General features: G+C 59.9%; 20 protein-coding genes and 2 pseudogenes. 16 read left to right on the forward strand and 6 right to left on the reverse strand.

The window, feature by feature from the left end:
* Positions 1 to 371 precede the first annotated feature (371 nt).
* From SPHV1_RS04900 to SPHV1_RS04910, 3 genes are all read left to right on the forward strand, one after another.
* Complete coding sequence (locus SPHV1_RS04900) at positions 372 to 824, forward strand: carboxymuconolactone decarboxylase family protein (protein ID WP_054944956.1); 453 nt, start codon at positions 372 to 374, stop codon at positions 822 to 824.
* Positions 821 to 1,672, forward strand: coding sequence for a sigma-70 family RNA polymerase sigma factor (locus tag SPHV1_RS04905; protein WP_054944927.1), 852 nt, complete (start codon positions 821 to 823; stop codon positions 1,670 to 1,672). Before SPHV1_RS04900 ends, SPHV1_RS04905 begins: the two co-directional genes overlap by 4 nt.
* A gap of 241 nt (positions 1,673 to 1,913) precedes the next feature.
* Positions 1,914 to 3,488: an ATP-binding cassette domain-containing protein gene (locus SPHV1_RS04910; protein WP_054944928.1), complete on the forward strand. Its 1,575-nt coding sequence runs from the start codon at positions 1,914 to 1,916 to the stop codon at positions 3,486 to 3,488.
* Positions 3,489 to 3,572: 84 nt separating this feature from the next.
* Here the strand turns inward: SPHV1_RS04910 and SPHV1_RS04915 are convergent, their stop codons facing one another.
* Both SPHV1_RS04915 and SPHV1_RS24865 read right to left on the reverse strand, forming a co-directional pair.
* The gene (locus SPHV1_RS04915) at positions 3,573 to 4,835 is read right to left on the reverse strand and encodes an RNA polymerase sigma factor (protein ID WP_054944929.1); all 1,263 of its coding nucleotides are present in this window, start codon (positions 4,833 to 4,835) and stop codon (positions 3,573 to 3,575) included.
* The gene (locus tag SPHV1_RS24865; protein ID WP_054944957.1) at positions 4,819 to 5,196 is read right to left on the reverse strand and encodes a YciI family protein; all 378 of its coding nucleotides are present in this window, start codon (positions 5,194 to 5,196) and stop codon (positions 4,819 to 4,821) included. The genes SPHV1_RS04915 and SPHV1_RS24865 overlap by 17 nt, the downstream gene beginning before the upstream one ends.
* A gap of 291 nt (positions 5,197 to 5,487) precedes the next feature.
* Between SPHV1_RS24865 and SPHV1_RS04925 the strand changes: the two genes are divergently transcribed.
* The 5 genes from SPHV1_RS04925 (at position 5,488) to SPHV1_RS04945 (ending at position 8,105) form a co-directional block, all read left to right on the forward strand.
* The gene (locus SPHV1_RS04925; RefSeq protein WP_054944958.1) at positions 5,488 to 5,892 is read left to right on the forward strand and encodes a DoxX family protein; all 405 of its coding nucleotides are present in this window, start codon (positions 5,488 to 5,490) and stop codon (positions 5,890 to 5,892) included.
* Between the two features lie 65 nt (positions 5,893 to 5,957).
* On the forward strand, positions 5,958 to 6,401 hold the full coding sequence (locus tag SPHV1_RS04930; RefSeq protein WP_054944930.1) for an SRPBCC family protein: 444 nt from the start codon (positions 5,958 to 5,960) through the stop codon (positions 6,399 to 6,401).
* A gap of 48 nt (positions 6,402 to 6,449) precedes the next feature.
* Positions 6,450 to 6,872, forward strand: coding sequence for an SRPBCC family protein (locus SPHV1_RS04935; RefSeq protein ID WP_054944931.1), 423 nt, complete (start codon positions 6,450 to 6,452; stop codon positions 6,870 to 6,872).
* Between the two features lie 41 nt (positions 6,873 to 6,913).
* The gene (locus tag SPHV1_RS04940; RefSeq protein WP_054944932.1) at positions 6,914 to 7,399 is read left to right on the forward strand and encodes a VOC family protein; all 486 of its coding nucleotides are present in this window, start codon (positions 6,914 to 6,916) and stop codon (positions 7,397 to 7,399) included.
* A gap of 28 nt (positions 7,400 to 7,427) precedes the next feature.
* On the forward strand, positions 7,428 to 8,105 hold the full coding sequence (locus SPHV1_RS04945; RefSeq protein ID WP_054944933.1) for a glutathione S-transferase family protein: 678 nt from the start codon (positions 7,428 to 7,430) through the stop codon (positions 8,103 to 8,105).
* 71 nt (positions 8,106 to 8,176) lie between these two features.
* Here SPHV1_RS04945 and SPHV1_RS04950 read toward each other — a convergent pair.
* Positions 8,177 to 8,455 (reverse strand): annotated as a pseudogene (locus SPHV1_RS04950) (DDE-type integrase/transposase/recombinase); the annotation flags it as partial.
* A 313-nt stretch (positions 8,456 to 8,768) separates the two neighbouring features.
* Here SPHV1_RS04950 and SPHV1_RS04960 point away from each other — a divergent pair.
* The 4 genes from SPHV1_RS04960 (at position 8,769) to SPHV1_RS04980 (ending at position 12,098) form a co-directional block, all read left to right on the forward strand.
* Positions 8,769 to 8,954 (forward strand): DUF4242 domain-containing protein, encoded by a 186-nt coding sequence (locus tag SPHV1_RS04960; protein WP_082430825.1) that lies wholly within the window; start codon positions 8,769 to 8,771, stop codon positions 8,952 to 8,954.
* 207 nt (positions 8,955 to 9,161) lie between these two features.
* Positions 9,162 to 11,216: a site-specific integrase gene (locus SPHV1_RS04970; RefSeq protein ID WP_231634527.1), complete on the forward strand. Its 2,055-nt coding sequence runs from the start codon at positions 9,162 to 9,164 to the stop codon at positions 11,214 to 11,216.
* Between the two features lies 1 nt (position 11,217).
* Positions 11,218 to 11,625 carry an antitoxin Xre/MbcA/ParS toxin-binding domain-containing protein gene (locus SPHV1_RS04975; protein ID WP_054944937.1) on the forward strand — a complete coding sequence of 136 codons (408 nt, stop codon included), beginning with the start codon at positions 11,218 to 11,220 and terminating at the stop codon, positions 11,623 to 11,625.
* Complete coding sequence (locus tag SPHV1_RS04980) at positions 11,622 to 12,098, forward strand: antitoxin Xre/MbcA/ParS toxin-binding domain-containing protein (RefSeq protein ID WP_054944938.1); 477 nt, start codon at positions 11,622 to 11,624, stop codon at positions 12,096 to 12,098. The genes SPHV1_RS04975 and SPHV1_RS04980 overlap by 4 nt, the downstream gene beginning before the upstream one ends.
* 79 nt (positions 12,099 to 12,177) lie before the next feature.
* Here SPHV1_RS04980 and SPHV1_RS25680 read toward each other — a convergent pair.
* Positions 12,178 to 12,409 (reverse strand): annotated as a pseudogene (locus SPHV1_RS25680) (hypothetical protein); the annotation flags it as partial.
* Positions 12,410 to 12,617: 208 nt separating this feature from the next.
* Here SPHV1_RS25680 and SPHV1_RS04985 point away from each other — a divergent pair.
* The 3 genes from SPHV1_RS04985 to SPHV1_RS04995 all read left to right on the forward strand — a co-directional run bounded on the left by SPHV1_RS04985 (position 12,618) and on the right by SPHV1_RS04995 (position 14,402).
* Positions 12,618 to 12,875, forward strand: a complete 258-nt coding sequence (locus tag SPHV1_RS04985) for a type II toxin-antitoxin system ParD family antitoxin (protein WP_054944939.1) — start codon at positions 12,618 to 12,620, stop codon at positions 12,873 to 12,875.
* Positions 12,872 to 13,168, forward strand: a complete 297-nt coding sequence (locus tag SPHV1_RS04990; RefSeq protein ID WP_054944940.1) for a type II toxin-antitoxin system RelE/ParE family toxin — start codon at positions 12,872 to 12,874, stop codon at positions 13,166 to 13,168. Before SPHV1_RS04985 ends, SPHV1_RS04990 begins: the two co-directional genes overlap by 4 nt.
* A 220-nt stretch (positions 13,169 to 13,388) precedes the next feature.
* Entirely contained in the window at positions 13,389 to 14,402 is a 1,014-nt protein-coding gene (locus SPHV1_RS04995; protein WP_082430829.1) for a site-specific integrase, read from the forward strand.
* Between the two features lie 239 nt (positions 14,403 to 14,641).
* On the opposite strand, the gene SPHV1_RS05000 is transcribed toward SPHV1_RS04995, so the two are convergent.
* Positions 14,642 to 17,065, reverse strand: a complete 2,424-nt coding sequence (locus SPHV1_RS05000) for a DUF4062 domain-containing protein (protein ID WP_054944941.1) — start codon at positions 17,063 to 17,065, stop codon at positions 14,642 to 14,644.
* 463 nt (positions 17,066 to 17,528) lie between these two features.
* Here SPHV1_RS05000 and SPHV1_RS05005 point away from each other — a divergent pair, with 463 nt between their 5' ends.
* Positions 17,529 to 19,073, forward strand: a complete 1,545-nt coding sequence (locus SPHV1_RS05005; RefSeq protein ID WP_156367250.1) for a DUF6602 domain-containing protein — start codon at positions 17,529 to 17,531, stop codon at positions 19,071 to 19,073.
* A gap of 203 nt (positions 19,074 to 19,276) precedes the next feature.
* On the opposite strand, the gene SPHV1_RS05010 is transcribed toward SPHV1_RS05005, so the two are convergent.
* A complete protein-coding gene (locus tag SPHV1_RS05010) occupies positions 19,277 to 19,558 on the reverse strand; it encodes a DCL family protein (protein WP_231634528.1) in 282 nt (93 codons plus the stop codon).
* Positions 19,559 to 19,584: the final 26 nt, after the last annotated feature.

The raw sequence follows: 19,584 nt of genomic DNA on the forward strand, positions 1-19,584 counted from the left end.
CAAATAGCAGAAGGACCGCAACTGGGAACCGGGATCGATAGCCGATCATCCGCAAAGGGGTCGACTGACACCGGAAGCTAACGCCAATTCGTGGGACCTTGCGCTCGTTTCGCTTTGGAGTGCGAAAATAGGAAACCGGACATTCGGATCGCATCTACGTGACGGCCACATCCGCCGACATCCCGGTCAAACGTCGATCGATGTCGTGGTCCTGAAACCTTCCTTTCGTGCAGCGTCCATACTGATTGTTGGTTTTGCGGTCGTGTCATCTGCTTCATGGTTCCCACTTGAAGAAAAATCTCGCGGACGATGTCACATTGACCCAAGCTGGCTCGTCATGTCGGCATCTCCATCAGAAAAGGATGATCCTCATGACACCTCGCGCCGATTTAGCCGCTGTTGCACCCGACCTGTTCAAGCCCTGGTATGCCTTTTCAATGCAGGTCGAGAAATGCGGCCTTGAGAAGTCGTTGCTCGAATTGGTCAAGATCCGCGCGTCGCAGATTAACGGCTGTGCCAATTGCCTCAACATGCACACCGCCGACGCTCGCCGGGCCGGCGAGACCGAGCAGCGCATCCATTTGTTGGCGGCCTGGCAGGAGGCGCCGTGCTATACCAAGCGCGAGCGCGCGGCGCTGGTCTGGGTCGAGCACCTGACCGAGGTTGCTATCCGTCGCGCGCCTGATGCCGTATACGCGATCCTGGATGACCAGTTCAGCAAGGAAGAGCAGGTCAACCTCACCATGTTGATCAACGTCATCAACGGCTGGAACCGGCTCGCGGTGGGATTCAATCTCTATGCACCCGAACTGGGCTGGCAATGACTGACTCCGCTTCCACGTTTGACCTTCATCGCCCGGGCCTGCTGCGCGTTGCCTATCGCATGCTGGGTTCCATGAGCGATGCAGAAGATGTGATACAGGAGGCCTACATCCGTTGGGCGCAGGCGGATAGGGCAGCGGTGCGCGTTCCCGCCGCCTTTCTCCGCCGGATCGTCACGCGCCTGTGCCTCGATCATCTGAAGTCGGCACGGGTGCGACGAGAGGCTTATGATGGCCCCTGGCTTCCCGAGCCGGTCGTCGAGGAGGAACCGGTGGAGGATGTGACCTTGCCGCTGATGCTGGCGCTTGAGCGGCTATCGCCGCTGGAGCGCGCCGCCTTCCTCCTCCACGACGTTTTCGGGGAGAGCTTTGAAGACATCGCCGCCTCGATCGACCGGGACGCCGCAGCCTGCCGTCAGCTTGCCAGCCGGGCACGGACCAATGTGCGGAAGGAGCGGGCTCGCTACGCCGTCGATCACGAGCATGGGCTCGAGATCGCCTCTGCCTTCTTCCAGGCTTCGCAGGGTCAGGGAACCGGACATCTCGGCGCGCTCCTCGCCGAGGATGTCCGCTTCCACGCCGACGGCGGTGGCAAGCGACCCGCGGTCGCGCGCATATTGGAAGGCGCCCATGTGGTGAGACGGGCACTCATCGCGATAACCCGGCTCCGCGAGGGACCACCGAAACTGGTGCGCTATGGCTTCGTCAACGGGCTTCCCGGCTTCGTCACGCGCGAGCCGGACGGGATTCTGCAGACGACGGCGCTATTGATCGAAGATGGGCTGATCCGGGCCATCTACGTGACGCGCAATCCCGACAAACTGCGCCATCTCGAGAGAACCATGCATTGACCTGAGGTGCCCTGCTGTCTGCCCGCGCCGACCATGCGGCCGTCGACCGCTCGGGATTGGGCAGTCGATAGCGGACGTCGGTTCACCGTTTCCAGAGCCAGCATTGACACCCCAATTGCAGACTCTCTCTGGGTCAGGTAGATAGACGAATTCCGACCGTTAGTCGGACCACACGCAGGAGGATGAGATGGACCGGAAGACGCGTTGAGATCGCCCGTCCCTTCGTTTTTCCGGTACCAGTATGTCATCGTTCCTCACGCTCGAAGCCGTGGCTTTGGCCACACCTTCCGGACACCCACTGTTTTCTAACCTGTCGCTAAACGTCGGGCGCGAATGCGTCGGCGTGGTCGGCCGCAACGGCGCCGGCAAGTCTACGCTGTTGCGTGCAATCGTCGGCGGGGTCGCGCTGCAATCCGGCACGATCACCCTGAGCGGAACAGCCGGAATGCTCGAACAGGTGGTCACGCCGGGCGACGAATCCGCGGCTGTAGCGCTCGGCGTCTCCGCAGACCTGGCTAGGCTCGAGCGCATTGAATCCGGTGGGGGTACCGAACAGGATTTTGCCGAAGCGAACTGGACCTTGCCTCAAACGCTGGAGGCAACGCTTGCGCGCACTGGTCTTCCGCCAATCGACCTTGCTCGCACCTTGGTCAGTTTCAGCGGCGGGGAACGGACCCGGCTTGCCATAGCCCGACTCCTGATTGATCCGCCGGACCTGCTGCTGCTGGACGAGCCGACCAACAACCTCGATGACGATGGCAGGTCAGCCATCGCCAGTCTCCTTGCGAGCTGGCGGGGTGGGGCGCTCGTGGTCAGCCATGACAGAGAGCTGCTCGAAAGTGTGGACCGGATCGTAGCGCTTTCGCCGGTCGGTGTTTCGATCCACGGCGGCGGCTGGTCGTCGTGGATTTCGGAGCGCGAGGCGATGAGGGACCGAGCGGAGGCCGATCGCGAAGCAGCCGAGCGGCGCGTGCGGGCGGCCAATCGGGACGCCAAGGCTGCACGGGAACGGCAGGCACGGCGCGACCGCGCCGGGCACATGTATTCCGCCAGCGGCAGCGCGCCGAAAATCCTGATGGGCCGTCAGCGCGAGCGCGCCGAGAACAGCGGCGGCCGCAGCCGCGCGTTTACCGAGAAGCGGATCGAAACCGGAGTGGCCGAGCTCGAAGCGGCCCGAACGCGGGTCGAGGTGGCAACGCCGTTCAACGTCACCCTGCCTTCATGCGGCCTTCCACCCAATCGCCTGGTGCTCACGTTCGACGAGGTTACATGGTGCACTGGTGAGCGCAGGGTCATCGATCGCTTGTCATTCTCTCTGCGAGGCCCCGAACGGATAGCCCTAACGGGCCGCAATGGCGCTGGTAAGACCACCGTACTGAGGCTGGCCGCCGGCCTTGCCGCGCCTGACGGGGGTGAGATCCAGCGCCCATTGCCGCACGCCTTGCTCGACCAGACAGTCAGTTTGCTCGATCGCAATTCCACATTGGTCGACAACATGCGCCGCCTAAATCCATTACTGGATGACAATAGCGTCCGGGTGGCGCTCGCGCGATTTGCTTTCCGCAATGTCGCGGGCGAGAAGTTGGTCAGAGAGCTCAGTGGCGGTGAACGCCTTCGTGCTGGCTTGGCCTCCGTATTGTCAGCAGCGACGGTGCCGCAGTTGCTGATGCTTGATGAGCCTACCAACCACCTGGACCTCGAGTCGATCGAGGTGATCGAATCCGTTTTGCGCGGCTACGACGGCGCCTTGCTGCTCGTAAGTCACGACACGTCGTTCACGCGTGCGGTCGGCATTTCTCGGAACATCCAGCTATGATGCAGATCGCCTGAAGAGCTGCCATTCCCGTCGAAGGATCAACATTTCGAAATCTGTCGTCCAGGACCAGCAAATCAGCCGCCGTCAGGTCTGCCGAGTTGAACAATTCTCCAATTGGTCGAGCGCATTGCGGATATGGGCTGCTTCGGCAGCCGTCCCAGCCAGCGTGACGGCTGCCGCAAATGCATCGCGCGCCTCATTGTTGCGACCCAACTGACGCAGAAACGTCCCGCGCACCCCGTGAAAATAGAAGTATCCGTCCAGAGCGTCGGAAAGCGGCGCGATCATGTCCAGAGCGGCTTGTGGCCCCTGGAGCTTCCAGATCGCCACTGCCCGGTTCAGCGTGACGACCGGTGATGGTGCGCGCCGTTCAAGCGCTGCATAGAGCTGATCGATACCCGCCCAGTCGGTATCTTCAGGCTTGCCGGCACGGGCATGCAGCGCCGCGATCGCTGCCTGAATCTGATAAGGGCCGGGCTGGTGGTGGAGCATGGCCTTGTCGATCATCGCCAAGGCTTCCGCAATCATGGAGCGGTTCCAGAGCGAACGGTCCTGATCATCCAGCAGTATCGGCACGCCGGTTTCGTCGAAGCGGGCGCCTTGCCGCGAATGCTGAAGGAGCATCAACGCCAAAAGCCCCATCATTTCAGGCTCGGACGGAAACATGCGCAGCATCAGCCTCGCCAGGCGGATCGCCTCGCCGCACAGGCTTGCGCGCTCACTTGCTGGATTGGCGTCCGTATAGCCTTCATTGAAGACGAGATAGATCATTGCCGAGACAGCCGCGAAACGCTCCGCGCGTTCGACCGGGCCCGGCGTTTCGAACGGTACGCCAGCCTTGGCGACGCGTGCCTTTGCCCGCGTGATGCGTTGTTCCATCGCCCGTTCATTGACGAGGAATGTACGCGCGATCTCCTGAACGGAAAGGCCGGAGACGATGCGCAGCGCCAGTGCGACCTGCTGCGTGGCCGGCAATTCAGGATGGCAACAGACGAAGAGAAGGCGCAGGATATCGTCCCGATAGTCGGCCGCATCCAGACGCTCGGCGAGATCCGGCTCGACATCCCCTTTGTCCGAGATGGCATCTTCCGGCGGCAGCTCGGTAAGCTTCGCCTGTCGCCGCACATGATCGATCGCGGCATTGCGCCCCACCATGATCAGCCAGCCTTCCGCATCGCGAGGCGGACCATTCTTGGGCCAGGACTTCAGCGCCCGAAGGCAGGCATCCTGGAAGGCTTCCTCGGCCAGGTCGAGATCACGGAAGTAACGCAGCAGCGCGGCCATCGCGCGTGGGCGTGCGCCGACGAGCCGCGCATCAATCCAGTCGTGTTCAGGCGGCTGGGGCATCGTCGATTGCCGATCCGTCAGGATAGTAGAGCATCACCGGCCTGATCTCGTAGGCACCGCCGGGATTGGCAACTGCGAGTTCCCGGGCGATGGCGTGCGCCTGGTCGAGATTGTCGACATCGACCACGTAAAACCCGAGCAGTTGCTCCTTGGTTTCTGCGTATGGCCCGTCAACGACCAGATTTTCCGACTTGCGCAGCGTCGTCGCAGCGCTCGTCGGCATTAGCCGCAGCATCGGTTTGAAATTGCCGGCCCATTTGCGATGGACTTGATCGAGACGCGCCATGACGGCCGCGTCCTCTTCCTTCGTCCAGGCGGACGTTACCATCTCGTCATTGTAGCACAGCAATGTGTAGAGCACTTTGGGCCTCCGTTGACCAAGGACGCTGCCGCCCACCGCGATCCGACATCCGATGCAAATAAATTGCCGCCGGGATTTTGTGCGTACCGGTAGTCCAGCGTCATCGAAAAGAGCATACTCTTGCGTCTGGCGGCGTCGAGGCATGTTTCCAATCAGGGGAAGCAGACCGCCGCCGTTCCGTTGGCCCACCTCCCCATCGGCAGCAACTGCCGAAAAAGTTGTGGTGCATGTCGGAACGACGCGCCGTCCTTCGTCCTCGGACTGACTTCAATGTCCAAGTGGAAGAACGAGATGATCCCTAACTCAATGACGTGGGCGGGCCGCGTGCTGACAGGCCTGTTTGCGCTTTTCATGCTCGGCGCTTCGATTTCGCCCAAGCTGCTCGGAATGCCGGTTGCGGAGGAAACCATGGCGCAGCTCGGCTGGCCGGCAGGCTATGCGCTGGCGATCGGTGTCCTCGAGCTCGTGTGCCTCGTGCTTTATCTGATCCCGCGCACCAGTCTCCTTGGCGCCATGCTGATGACCGGACTGCTTGGCGGTGCCATCGCGACCCAGATCCGCGCGGAGAGCCCCCTCTTCAGCCATATCCTGTTTGGGCTCTATCTCGGCGTCGTCATGTGGGGTGGGCTGTGGCTGCGTGATCCCCTGCTCAGAACCCTGTTTCCCTTCGCGCGTGAGGCGGCGGAAAAAAGTTAGACCCGATGTCGGGACGGCAACGGGTCACTCGTCCTTGGAACGTCAACTTGCAAGAGGAGAGAAAAATGCCAAATTCCATTCGCCTGCATCGCGTCATCGCGGCCAAGCCGGAGAAAGTTTTTCGGGCTTTCATCGAACCGGATGCGGTCGCCAGCTGGCTTCCGCCTTATGGCTTCATCTGCACAGTCCACGAGTTGGAGGCCAAGGTCGGCGGCAAGCATAGAATGTCTTTCCGCAACTTCACGACCGGCAACAGCCATTCCTTCGGCGGCGAGTATCTCGAACTCATCACAGGCGAGAAGCTAGTCTATACCGACCGGTTCGACGACCCCAATCTCCCCGGCGAGATGACAGTGACGGTGGATCTGAAAGCCGTGTCGTGCGGCACGGAAATGACCATCGTCCAAGAAGGCCTACCGGACATGATCCCGCCCGAGAGCTGCTATCTTGGCTGGCAGGAATGTCTCGAGAAGTTCGCCAAGCTCGTGGAACCCGAAATCGAGATGTAGCGCCGGACGCTAACCGATCTCACCCCAACTTTGTACAGAGTAACCATCATGAGCCCCCAAGCTATCAAAGTCGAAACGATCATTGCGGCACCCATCGAAAAAGTCTGGCAAGCGTACACAACGCCGGAAGATATCGTGCAGTGGAATGCGGCGTCCGATGACTGGCATACGCCGTCAGCCACTGTCGATTTGCGCGAAGGCGGGATCTTTTCCTCCCGCATGGAAGCAAAGGACGGCAGCATGGGTTTTGACTTCGCCGGAACCTACACCAGGATCGAAACGAACAGACTGATCGAGTACGAATTTGGCGGCCGTCACGCCCGGATCGAATTCACGCCGGCAACAGAAGGCGTGCGCGTCAGAGTGACGTTCGATCCAGAAGCCGAAAATTCGATCGAGATGCAGCGCGGCGGCTGGCAGGCCATCCTCGACAATTTCAAGCACCATGTGGAAGCGAACACGGCCGGTTAGGCTTTGTCCACCGATTGGCCAGGAACCTATGGAGAACCGTTATGGCGAACATGATTACATGCCTGTGGTTTGACCACGGCGAAGCCAGCAAGGCAGCAGAATTCTATGCCGCCACTTTCCCGGACAGCCGTATCGACCGGGTGAACATGGCCCCCGGCGATTATCCCGGCGGCGATGAAGGCAATGAACTGACCGTCGAATTCACCGTTCTGGGGCAGCGGTTCGTTGGCCTCAATGGTGGACCGAATTTCAAACCGAATGAGGCCGCCAGCTTCATGATTATAACTGAGAGTCAGGAAGAGACAGACCGCTACTGGGATGCGATCGTCGACAAAGGTGGCGTCGAAAGCGCCTGTGGCTGGTGTAAGGATCGCTGGGGCTTCTCCTGGCAGATTACGCCGAAACGGCTTCTCGAACTGACAACGAGTTCCGATCGGGCCGAAGCGCAGCGCGCCTTCGCGGCAATGATGACGATGACGAAGATCGACATCGTCGCAATCGAAGCGGCCGCGGCATCGCAAAGCTGACACGCGCAATCGAAGTTGGAGCCCCCTCATGCCCCCAGTCATCACTGCCTTTGCGACCTCGCCGGATCGCGGTCAGGGCCTCGCGCGCGATATGCGAGTACGGTGGGCACTGGAAGAAGTGAGCCAGCCATACGACGTCCGCCTGCTTTCCTTTGCCGAGATGAAAGAGCCGGCGCATCTTGCCCTTCATCCCTTCGGGCAGATTCCGACTTATGAGGAAGGCGACCTCTCCCTGTTTGAGACAGGAGCGATCGTCCTCCACATCGCGGAACATCATGCCGGACTACTTCCCATTGACGCCAAGGTCAGAGCGCGTGCGATCAACTGGATGTTCGCCGCGCTCAACACGGTAGAGCCACCGATCCTCGAACTTGCGAACGCCATGCTACTGGAGAGCGACAAGCCCTGGAGCAAGGAACGCCTGCCTCTGGTCATGGATCGCGTGCGTGACCGGCTGGAACAGCTTTCCGCCCACCTGGGCGATACCGATTGGGTCGATGGGAAATTCAGCGCGGGTGACCTTATGATGGTCCACGCACTGCAACGACTGAAGCCGTCAGGTTTACTGGACGAATATCCGAACCTCTCAGCCTATGTAGCCCGAGGCGAAGCTCGACATGCATACATGCGCGCCTTTGCGGCACAACTGGAAGTCTTCCAGATGTCAGAACACCCTAAATCAATCTGTGCCCAACTCGGTCATTGAAGGGCGAATGTCGCGCCTTGTATGCAGTACACGCCAAACGTCATTGTGCGCTTCCAACTCGATGCAGAAGAGTGGACGAGTTCGATGCCATCGAGAATGATCGCGGCGCGGACCTTGGACTTGAAGCCGGGCATAGGCCGGATACGGCGTTTGATCCGCCGATGGTCCTGTTCGATGCAGTTGTTCATGTACCGGTTCTGACGGACTTTCAGCGGCTCGTCGCCCGACCGGGGTCGCATCCGTACTTCGGCATGGCATATCCGGGCGGCTTCGAGGTTGGTCCGACTACCGTCGTTGGTCAGCTGCACCTGCAGACCTTGACGCTTGCAGGCCCTGCGGAAAATGTGCTGATCAACCAATGCTGCGCGGCTGCCGTCAGCAGGACCGACGATGCAAGACTGGCACGAAGAAATTATGGCCCTTGGTTCCGGAGCAACGGGTCGAGGACCACGGCTTCGAAAACATCGATCCCGCGTGGAACATGGCTGACCGGCAAGCCGGGAACAACCAAAAGACACGGCATGACCAACCCGGCACTACCAGTGGCCATGTCGCAACCGCATCACAGTTCATATGAGATGGGACTTAGGAACAATATCCTGTAGACTGCGAAAGGTTCAAGGATTTGGGCTCACCAAACTTCAACCGTTCGGAGAGTCGGATATGCCACAGTTCGTAATCGAGAGGGAAATGCCGGGTGTCGGCAACCTGTGTGCCGGCGACCTTCAGGAGGCGTCCCAGAAGTCCTGCCATGTCCTCAAGGATCTTGGCCCCGACATCCAGTGGGTCAACAGCTACGTGACGGACGATAAGATCTACTGCGTATATCGCGGCCCCAGTGAATCTTGATCTAAATATCTGATTTATAACCGCATCGAGATTCCGCATGGCGACACCGGAGTCGGAAGGTGTGGCCATTAGGTGTCAGGTGTTCCGATGCGCTCATGCAGCCAGATCTTTCGCCGCGGCGCGGTCTATTACTACCGGCAATCGGTGCGCTGGTCGGATGGCCGTACATATCGTATAGCTCTCAGCCTGCTGACGCGGAGACTCGCCGTGGCTCGACAACGTGCAATCCGGCTGGCCGATGTTGCCGAAGCGGTCCGGCACAGCCTGGAACACGATCCGGGTGACCCGCCATTCACTCCGGAAGAGCGCAATACGCATTTTCGCCGGCTGCTTCACAAGGAACGCGACCGGCTCGAAGCGCTGCATCTGCAACTGCTCGATCGGGTTCCAGCCGACACAGACCGCGCCGCGTTCATTGGCGAGGTTTTGCGTGGTCTCGAGCGCTTCTCGCAAGCTTTGGTTCTGGGCGGCATGCCAGACAACGTCGCAGCCTCGCATCTCGAATCCGCGGGCTTGCGCATCACGGAGCTGTGCCTCACCCGCTGGCAAGCCGAGGTCAGCGCCGAGCTTCAGTCGCAAGAACTGGCAGACACAGCACCGTTGCGGCGGGCGATGTGCAAAGTGCTCCACCAGGCTCGGGCCGCCGCGCTCCACGAATTTCAGGACCGCCTAGCCGCCGCTCCGGAATGGCGCGGCGCCTCCGCAACAGACCAGGCCACGGGTGAGTCGCCCCCAGGCCCTGCGGGAGGTTACTGGTCGGGCGCCAACCTTTCGCGGAGCAGAGCGCCCTTGGGGACGGGGTGGCCGGGACGGCATCCGGCTGAAAGCCACCCGCCCCATCATCACTCCGCGCCAAACGCACCGCCAGCCGAATGGGCGAGTGTCACGGTTGAAGATGCCGCCAGGCGCTACATTGCCAGCGTGCCGCGGGCCGGTGGTAGCGCCCCCGCAAAGCTCAAGCAAACCCGCAAGACTTGGGGCAGAAAGACGCGACAGCAGTTCGCCAATGCGGCGATGCTGCTGGGTAAAGCGTACCCTGGCCCCATCTGGAAACTGCAACAAGAAGATCTCGATCGATTTGCGGGTCTGCTCGATCGCCTTCCGGCCCACAATCACCACAAGTTGGAACGCCATAAGGCCATGAGCCTCGAGGCGATCGCTGCCGAAGCGGAAGCGCTCGTGGCGGCTGGGAAACTCACAGAGGACAAAATCGGTCTCATGCCTCCGACCGCCAATCGGCATTTCCGGTTGCTGCGCACCCTGTGCACTTGGGTTCGAGCACGCGTTCCGCAAATGGCAGACCTGCGTTGGGACGACTATATCGTCGCGGATGCCCGCCAAGCACGTGATCAACGCTTGGCCTTTACACCCGAACAAGGACGAGAGCTATTTTCGCTACCGATCTGGACGGGTTGCGAGGGCCGCAGCCATCGCGAAAAGGTCGGCTCGTGCATCCTTCATGATGCGGCCTATTGGGTCCCCCTCTTGTGCTGGTACTCTGGAGCTCGTCGTGAAGAGATCGCCAAGCTGATGGTGGACGACATTGGCGTCGAGGACGGCATCGCCTACTTCAATATCGACATCACCTTGACCGGGCGCATCAAGAACGCACGGTCTCGCCGCTCCATTCCGCTTGCCTCGGAGATATTACGCCTAGGCTTTTTCGCTTTCGTCGAAGCGGTCCGTCTGGCCGGCCAAAAAGTCCTCTTTCCCGACCTATTGCCCGGCAAGTCGCAACAGCGAATGGGGGATATTTATTACGGGCGATACTGGCATTCTCTCGCCAAGCAACTCCCCTTCCTCAAACCGGGGCAGGGACTACACGCATTCCGGCACATGGTTTCTACCGCCCTGAAGGACGCGGAAGTCTTCATTGAAACGCGCAGCGATCTGCTTGGCCATGCAACGCAACATGGGATGTCCGATCGATACTCCAAGGCGACATCTCTGCCCAAACTCGCCAACATTGTTGAGAAGATTCCTGTCGTCACCGACCACCTTTTCGCGCACCCCATCAACTTGTGCACGTACTACTGGCCCCGCAACGCACGGGACGACAACTTGAAAAAGCTCCGACCAGCCAAGCGCAGGACTACGGGACGCAGATTTGCAGATGCCGCAGGCTCGGCCGGACTGCCCTCCCCCGCAAAACGTGCCGGGCAGTCCAAACCCAAGTCAACCAGCAACTCTGGCAAGGCTGCGACCGCTGAGGTTTCCCCCGCGAATTCCCACATCGCTCGCAAAATGATGAAACCCACGTGAGATGACCAACATTCGACTAGATCTGACAGCGCGGATCGGTCCTCGTACCGCACCTTCAGGTCTGCGTACCTTCGTCAATATCGCCCGCTGTTGGCAGCACTCGACCCAGCAGGAAGCGGCCATCCTTGGTGCCGGGAGCGAAGCCGAACTGGAGCGCTGGCGCGGACTGGCCGGAAAGGAAACCGGCACTCTGCCTGTTGAGATGGTTCTGAGGATCGGACACATCCTCGTGATATTCAGGCTCATCAACACCTTGCTGGGCGCTCCTGCACGAGCCGATGCCTGGATGCGCAAGCCCAATGCACACCCGCTCTTCGCGGGCGCCAGCGCCATCGACAGGTTGGCGAGGGGCGGACTGGACGACTTGCTCGCTGTGCGCCGATATCTTACCGCCGAAGCCGGTCCATGACGCGTCACTCCACTTTTCCCGACGACAGCCTGCCTGTCATTCAGAGCGCCATCGCGATGTTAGGCGGCAAGCAGGTCCTCGGCCTCGGTTCGAATGTGCCACTAGATCTGCACGAACGGCTTGTCGCAGGTCTACCCCTCGCCGCGGTGAAGCACCTCATCGCCTCCGTCCCGTTCATTGCGACCGAAGAACGCTTCTACAAGATCTTGGGATTGAAGTTGGCAACCTATCGCCGGCGTCGGACCATGGGCAAGGAAACGCTCAGTTCCGAGCAGAGCCAGCGGCTTTGGCGATTTGCGGTTGCGATGTCGCGGGCCACAGAGACGCTCGGCGACGCTGAAGTTGCGGCGGACTGGATGACCGCCCAGATAGTTCCGTTGGCCTGGGAAACGCCGCTCGATTTCATGGGCACTGAAATTGGCGGAATGTTGGTCCTGCGTGTTCTAGGACAAATCGAAGCCGGAAGCTTCTGATCATCCCGACCTGCAACTTGCGCTGTTGGTGAACCCGGAGCAACAGACCGCTTTCGTTGCTATTGGCTGGAGGGTGTTCTTCATCCGCCATGCGCTTGGCCAGCGCTTCGATTTCATCTGGGCCGAGAATCCATGTGCGGTTCTTCTGACCAACTCTGCCCACTGGCCGGGGCAACAAAATGCGCGTTTGGGCCTTCGCGAAAGGCGTGAAGAGCCAAAAAATGCATCACGCACTCAAGAATCGTTCCGATGACCCGCGTTTTGCCGTCCAGATCTATCAGCGTCGCGGGCTGATCCCAGGGGATGGCCATCCGCCCTCGCCTATCGTGCGTCAACTTTGATCGAAAGGGTCATAGGCCCAAACCAGCGAACATAACGGTTCCCATCATCGGGGGCTCGGACAGCATCCCGGTTGAATAGCGCCACCACCGCGCTCCGCGCCATTACTGGCGCACCGCTGAATAGCACTTTATCAACTGTTGATAAAGTGCTATTCCCGTTGTCAATGGAGGCTCGATCATGATTAGCGCTGATCTCGGACACCAGCTTGAAAATTTCGTCACCAGCCTTGTTGCGACGGGGCGCTACAACTCGAAAAGCGAGGTTCTACGCGAAGGTGTGCGCCTAATTCACGAAAGGGAAACTCGACTGGCGGCGCTGGACGCCTCGATTGCACGGGGGCTTACAGACGCGGATGCTGGACGTACGACGCCGGCCAATGAGGTTTTCGATCGCCTCGAGGCGAAGTATCGCGCCATGGCTGCGGACGACGAATGATCGTCCACCTTTCGGCTGAGGCCGAATACGATCTTGAGGTGATCGGCGACTACATCGCGCGCGACAATCCGGCACGGGCCGTAAGCTTCTTGCAGGAACTGCGCACGAAATGCTTGGGTCTGGCCGATATGCCAGAACGATTTCCCCTCGTACCGCGATATGAGGCGACCGGCGTGCGACGGCGGCGTCACGGAGATTATCTGATCTTCTACCGAGTCTATACCGAAAATCTGACGATCCTCCACATCCTGCACGGTGCCCAGGACTACAATGCGATACTCTTTCCCTCTTGATCGGCGACCGAGCTGATATTTCGGAAATCAAATCAGCTTGCCTCAAGCGAACATGCATTCAATGCAACGTCGACGAAACGGATTGACCGGCTCTGGGACTTGGACGAACCCGCTCCGCGGGAGTGGCGCTTGGGGTGAGATCGCGCCGCAATTTCGGGGCGTTGGACGAGACGGAGTCACCATGAGATTGTGAGGTCCCTTAACTGCAAAGGAACTCACGATGGACACTACGATTACTTCCGCCCCGATTGGTTCGCTGCGCCAGCGGATGCTGCAGGATATGAAGCTTCGAGGTCTTGGGGCGCATACGCAACAGGACTACATTCGCCACGTGCGATCCTTCGCCGCGTTTCTGGGCCGTCCTCCCGATACGGCCAGCGCAGAAGACCTTCGGCGTTTTCAACTCGATCAGCATCACCGCGCCGTCGGTCCGGCAACCTTCAACGCCGCGGTATCGGCTCTGCGCTTCCTCTTCACGATGACGCTCAAGCGGCCGGAGATCGCGCTTGGCCTATCTGTCATACGATGTGAACCCAAGCTCCGAGACGTCCTGAGTGTCGAAGAGGCGGCACGGTTGATCGAGGCGGCGCCGGGCATCAAGTACAAGGCCGCATTCAGCGTGGCCTACGGCGCGGGCCTACGCGTGTCCGAGGTAACCCACCTCAAGATCGGAGACATCAACAGCGAGCGCATGATCATCCGTGTCGAGCAGGGCAAGGGACCCAAGGATCGTAATGCCATGTTCTCACCGCATCTGCTGGATTTGCTACGGCAATGGTGGCGCGAAGGCAAACGCCGCGGAGTGATGTTACCCCATGGCTGGCTGTTCCCGGGCCGCAACTGCACGGATCCGATCTCGGCGCGCCAGTTGAACCGCGCCGTGCATGAGGCGGCCGAGTTCGCCGGGATCCACAAGCGGGTGAGCCCGCACACATTGCGGCATTCGTTTGCCACTCACCTGCTTGAGCAGGGTGTCGATATCCGCGTCATCCAGGTGTTGCTGGGCCACACCAACTTCGACACAACCGCCATCTACACCAAGGTTTCGAGCAAGACCATGCGCGCGGTGGCCAGCCCGCTCGACCAGATCGTGGCCTTGATGGAAGGCAGAGCACCTCACCTGGGGGTCGAAATTTGGTGGTTGTACGGCAAGAATGGGTCGGTTTCACCGGAACGACCGCCGGGTCGTGGGACATTGCAGATCGTCCGGTTTAAAGCGCGAATGGAAGGATAGCTGCCACTCACGCCGCGTGGGCAGCCGATAAGCTCAAGACATTCAGCATCGCTGATGTGAGCGGCGGCATTTAGTTGAAATCCGTCATTCGGGTCGCGCAAACCAGCTGGTCACCTTCGCCTGAGAACCATTTAAGAGGGGCCGCCGTAGCGCCCCCTTCTCTGTTGCCTATCCAGCAAGGCAGAAACACTCCAATCGCTGATCCATCCAGACCTGGATCGGGAAAATGGTCGCATGTATCAGCGATCGGCTGTCGCTACCCGCCGTGCGGCCGCGCGCTCAAAGGCCAGTCCAAGGTCGAGCCAGTGCGTAACGATATAGTACCTGCCCTCAGGATCTGCGTCGTAGGCCTCCAAGATCCTCGCAATGCGTGTGCGAGACAGGCTCATTGGCGTCTTCCTTGCCGCCTGACGGCGAACTTCGTCGTCCTCGCTCAGTAGCAGCGCCAGAATCTGCGGATCGGACATCGCGGCAAAGTCCTTTGCGGTCATCACCTCAATTACCTGCGCTTTCATGCGCCGGGGCATGTCGAATGCCAGCAGGTCCGCAGGTGACCCCTGGTGGAGTTTGAGAATGAGGCGCGCAGCCTCAGCAAAGTCCCTAAAATACCCGCCGTTGTCGGGGATGTTGACGCGGATCATTGAAGTCTGGGCCAACCGCGCGACATCTTCCTCCTGTCCAAAGGCCTTGAAATAAGCCAGGACCGTTTCAGAAGGTCCGATCCGGCTTTCGTCGAGTACCGCGCGGACCAACGCAAGATCGACGTGGTCCAGTTTGCGGCTGATCACATCGAGCGCCTTGCCGATGAGATCCCGTTTTTTGGTTTCGACAGGATCCGATTTTCCGATCGTCAAGGATAGCAGACCTAGTGTATCGGGAGCTGGCTTGATCCCGTCAGGCCAGGTGCGTGCCACATAGGATTTAAAGCCGTCGAGCAGATCTGCGCGCAGATCTGTCGGATAATCGCCCATTCGGCGCGCGGCGAGCGTGCAATAGGCGATAAAGCCATTGGTGCCGGGGCCAAGCAGCGCTTCGAGCGAGCCCTGTTGCATCGATCGCATCCTGTCGGCAGCATAGATTTCAAACAGTGCGACACCGCTTGAGTCCTGCCTGGCAAGCAAGCCAAATGCGCCTGATGCGCCGCGAGAGGTGCAGAGGATCTTTTCCGCTTCATTGAGCGAGGCCGATTGCCCCAGTCGGTCGAGCGCGCGCAGCGCAGCGTAGCGGACCGTGGCGGCGGCGTCGATTTTGGCACGCTCGAGAATTGCCAGATCGACCGCATCGCGCTCACTGAGTTCGTTGAGCGAAGCGGCGCGTACTTGCGGAGCCCGGTGATCGAGCCCTGCCTCCAACTCCTGCACCGAGGCCAGCCGGACATGAGACAGCGCCTGGTTCAGCACATCGACATCGAGCGTCTCGAACGACGTGTTGAGGATGAACCGCACCGCGTCCTGCCCGCTCGAACGCAGGAGCATACGTACCGCAGTCTCGGTCGCGGGCGTCAGCGTATCCCTGTCTGCATGCGCGATCTCGCGCTGGACGGCAGGCAAATGCTCGAGGGTGCCAAGGTCACGCAAATATCGCAGTGCCGCGATTTTGACATCAGTAGGTTTGCCAAGACCGAGCCAATGGTCGTCAACAATCTCGTCATCCGAAGAAAGCGGTACGACAGGTTCCTGCAACAGGCGCATCGCTTCTATCGCTCCAGCCCTCTCAGCAGGTTCCGACGACAGACTGATGCGCGTCAGAAGATTGTCCCGCCCATCGCTTATGTCCTTCAGCCAACTCCAGATCGGAACATTCTGGTCGCGCAAATAGCTCAGTCCGGCTTCAAGAAGGCCGAGTTTCTCCATTGCGGAAAACTTGAGCTGTTTCTTCTGCGCATAGAGGAGGTTGGCGTCATGCACGCCCAGCGTCTGCTTGTCGTTCTGCGATTTACCGTATGTGCCCGCGATCAACCGCATACGGGCGATGTCGAGCGGGCCCAGCCCCGTTTCGCTCTGCAGACCTGACGCTGCGGCATTCAGGAACTGAGCGTCGGGAAAATCGCCATTGCCATGATCTACGGGCATCGTCCCGGCCTCGGCAGGCTGGCGCTCTATGGCGGTCGGGCGTTCCTCCCGCACCGCATCTGGCTGGCGCAGGATGGCCAGTACGTGGGTTGCCAGAAATTCGCGCACCTTCGCCGCAAATTCGTCGGCCTCCGCAAAAGTACCATACAGGAAGTTCTTTTCGGCCTTCAGCTTTTCCTGGAATGCGAGAACCTTCTTCAGATCCTGTCCGGGGTCTCGCAATTGGTTGGCCTCCACATTCTTGAAGAACATGGCCATCAGTGGGCTGCCTGTCTGGCCGTGCCGTTCCCGGGACCGTTCGAACTCTTCTTCAAAACCGGATGTGTAGGGGCCATCGAGCGAAGGATTGGAACCCCAGCTGGACCAGATTGCACCGATGAACAGGTCGCAGGTTTCCATTTCTGCGTTGATCGTCGCCTGGGGCCGTCCATTTCCGGATAAGGTATCTTCCCAGCCGATCAGTTCGAGGCGTCCACCCATCGGCATGGCGACCGACTTGTTGATTTCCTTTGCGGCAGCAAAAGCGGCCTTGCGCTCCTGTTCTAGGCCTCCGGGCGACGCAATAAATGCGCGTATCAGCTTAACGTCCATGTCCGCCAATTCATGCAACGCAAAACGCCAAGTCAAGCCGAGCGCGCGTGTGGAGGCGCAAAATGCGAAAAAATCCAGAAGTTTGCCGGGTACATCCGCCCAGAGATGGTGCGTTGCCGCGCGATGCGCTCATCTCCCGAGTGGGAAAACCGCGCTAAAATGAAGTCAGCGGGCAACGCTGGCGTCACGCTAAAGTGCCAGTACTAGAAAACTGTCGTCGCGCCATAGTCGCGCAAATGGGATCCAGCCACAGCGCTCTCGTCCTTCGCTGGGGACTGCGCGGTAGGCATTATGTCGATCGACAAGAGCAAGGGACTCGAATTCGACACGGCGTTCATCCTGGGCGTTGAGGAGGACACACCACCATCAACATCGGAAGCGTCAGCTGTCCTTGATGGTAGTGTTCGGACTGCGCTTTCCGTGCGCGGTCGTCACGAACCGCACGGAGATTGCGCTGCGATAGATGCCGCCGGTGCTGCCACCGCCGGCAGCCTCGCGAACGGTCGTACGCGGGGACGCCTTCCCGCCCAAAGTGAAAATTTCGGGAGGCGTCGCGCTGGCCGACGCGTTATCAAGTGGCTATTTGGCAAGAATGGAAGCACCAGCGTTGCAACTGTCCCATCCAGCCTTCGTGTACGACGCCGCAGCTCCGTGGGATCAGTTGCGAAGTGGCACACTGACGCAAACGGCAGATGGCGAGCCTGGCGTCTGGTTTGTGGGCCGCACAGTCGAAGAACTGAAGCAGTCGCCGACGGTGCACCCGCTTTCGGACTTTCCTGATGACTCGATCCGCCCACATGTCCTGATGCTCGCGCTACACGGTTCGTCAGATGATGGCGTCGAGCCCATCCGCGAAATTTATCGGGCAATCTTCAAGCTGCTGCGCACCGCCGACGGCCGGACGATGACGCTGGACGACGTAAAGACCGCCTGCGCCGGCGATGCCGCGATTGACGCAACGCTCGTCGATGATGCACTTCGCATGATGGGTTCAATGGGTGTACTTGTAATCACGGCAGCGAAAAAAGGGTTCGACGTCGCTTTCGAGACGCTGCTCGAAGAAGGCTATAAGCGGCGTGACTATCTCGCCACGTTTACAAACGAACTCATGGCGAAGAGCCGGAGGATCGAACTTCTCGTCGGTCATCCGACCACGGTCGGCAACTATCGCGAGGAGCTTTTGCGTGGACTGCTGGAGCAGCTCCTCCCGAAGCGCTACCAAGCGATCACAGGCTTCATCGAGGGCTGTCCCCGTCAACTCGACATCATCGTCTGGGACACAGAGAATTACGTACCCCTCTTTCGCGAGCAGAATTTTGTCGTCGTCCCGCTTGCTGCAGTACGCGCCGTCGTCGAGGTCAAATCGACACTGAGTGACAGCGCCCTACGCACTGGCCTGTCCATCCTGTGGGACACGTTCCGCAATCGTCAGACGGTGCTGCCCATCTTCACAGGGATTTTCGCTTTCGAGGACAATTTAGGCGGTTCGGCCAAGGTGGCCGGCGTAATGCGCAGATTTTACGCCGGAACCGACCGAACAGGCCTGATCGAGCGAAGACACGGATACCTTTGGGCAGGCATCAATGCCGTATGCGTGCCGCGCCATTACCTAGTGCGCGAGCGATACTCGGTCACGACCGATGGCACTTTCCCGCAGCCTTCGCTCAGCAGCGTCGCTGATCCGTTCGGCGACGACGCCTATTCGGCTCTCTTCGTTGGTACATTGCTGAGTTATCTGGAATCCTCGCCTGCCGCCAAGGCCGAAAACAACAAGACATTCGAGCCGGCCCTGCGGGCGTTAGAGGAGGTGCCGCACGGCCAGATCTTCACGAACTGGCAACCAACGCGCGCGCTTTCCGAGATCGGTGCGACGTTGCACCCTGACGGCGCGAATGAGTATGTCCGGCAGGTTCACGACTTCCGCGCGGGGCGAGCGACGGGCGATACCGTCGGGTACGGGCTACGTTCTGGGGATGCACGCGTGCCCGAAGACTCTCGGAAGGAATGAATGGAAGGCAGCAGGGATCCGTCCGAAAGCAGCTTCATTTGCGAACGACTACTGTTACCAGGTTCCGACGTCGAAGCGGTATAGGCGAACGGCGTGATCTGGTCGAAGGTGGTGGTTGCTCGCCAGCGGAGTTTCGGCACGCGCCAGAAGCCTAATGCTGCCCGAACGATCGCAGGCCCGGCAGCGGTGCCCGCGCTTCGAGTTTATTTGGTACCATAGACGCAGGCGCGCAACGCGAACTTCTCTGTGGAGCCATCGACGCGGTTTACCCAGAAGCATTTGGTCCCGAAGTCAGCGGTGCGCACGCTGAAGGACTGGATCCCGCTATCGATCTTGGTGGTGGATTCGGGGTGCAATACGAGAGCGTCTCGCAAAATGGCGCTGTCCGCCGCGTTTACCTTATCGCCAACATCGTAGCGAGCGAGAATAGCCTTCAGGAACGCGTAGGCATCTCCGCGCCTCGAAAATTCGAGCGCTCCGATCATGATTGGTTTTGAAGGCATGTAGTCAC

The sequence above is a fragment of the Novosphingobium sp. KN65.2 genome (assembly GCF_001368935.1).
GTDB classification, from domain to species: domain Bacteria; phylum Pseudomonadota; class Alphaproteobacteria; order Sphingomonadales; family Sphingomonadaceae; genus Novosphingobium; species Novosphingobium mathurense.

Coding starts and splice junctions, on each gene's coding strand:
- SPHV1_RS05005 (WP_156367250.1), top strand. CDS start 17,529: ATGCCGCCGGTGCTGCCACCGCCGGCAGCCTCGCGAACGGTCGTACGC.
- SPHV1_RS05010 (WP_231634528.1), bottom strand. CDS start 19,558: ATGATCGGAGCGCTCGAATTTTCGAGGCGCGGAGATGCCTACGCGTTC.
- SPHV1_RS04980 (WP_054944938.1), top strand. CDS start 11,622: ATGACGCGTCACTCCACTTTTCCCGACGACAGCCTGCCTGTCATTCAG.
- SPHV1_RS04940 (WP_054944932.1), top strand. CDS start 6,914: ATGGCGAACATGATTACATGCCTGTGGTTTGACCACGGCGAAGCCAGC.
- SPHV1_RS04900 (WP_054944956.1), top strand. CDS start 372: ATGACACCTCGCGCCGATTTAGCCGCTGTTGCACCCGACCTGTTCAAG.
- SPHV1_RS04945 (WP_054944933.1), top strand. CDS start 7,428: ATGCCCCCAGTCATCACTGCCTTTGCGACCTCGCCGGATCGCGGTCAG.
- SPHV1_RS04925 (WP_054944958.1), top strand. CDS start 5,488: ATGATCCCTAACTCAATGACGTGGGCGGGCCGCGTGCTGACAGGCCTG.
- SPHV1_RS04905 (WP_054944927.1), top strand. CDS start 821: ATGACTGACTCCGCTTCCACGTTTGACCTTCATCGCCCGGGCCTGCTG.
- SPHV1_RS04930 (WP_054944930.1), top strand. CDS start 5,958: ATGCCAAATTCCATTCGCCTGCATCGCGTCATCGCGGCCAAGCCGGAG.
- SPHV1_RS05000 (WP_054944941.1), bottom strand. CDS start 17,065: ATGGACGTTAAGCTGATACGCGCATTTATTGCGTCGCCCGGAGGCCTA.
- SPHV1_RS04910 (WP_054944928.1), top strand. CDS start 1,914: ATGTCATCGTTCCTCACGCTCGAAGCCGTGGCTTTGGCCACACCTTCC.
- SPHV1_RS04975 (WP_054944937.1), top strand. CDS start 11,218: ATGACCAACATTCGACTAGATCTGACAGCGCGGATCGGTCCTCGTACC.
- SPHV1_RS04990 (WP_054944940.1), top strand. CDS start 12,872: ATGATCGTCCACCTTTCGGCTGAGGCCGAATACGATCTTGAGGTGATC.
- SPHV1_RS04935 (WP_054944931.1), top strand. CDS start 6,450: ATGAGCCCCCAAGCTATCAAAGTCGAAACGATCATTGCGGCACCCATC.
- SPHV1_RS04960 (WP_082430825.1), top strand. CDS start 8,769: ATGCCACAGTTCGTAATCGAGAGGGAAATGCCGGGTGTCGGCAACCTG.
- SPHV1_RS04915 (WP_054944929.1), bottom strand. CDS start 4,835: ATGCCCCAGCCGCCTGAACACGACTGGATTGATGCGCGGCTCGTCGGC.
- SPHV1_RS04995 (WP_082430829.1), top strand. CDS start 13,389: ATGGACACTACGATTACTTCCGCCCCGATTGGTTCGCTGCGCCAGCGG.
- SPHV1_RS04985 (WP_054944939.1), top strand. CDS start 12,618: ATGATTAGCGCTGATCTCGGACACCAGCTTGAAAATTTCGTCACCAGC.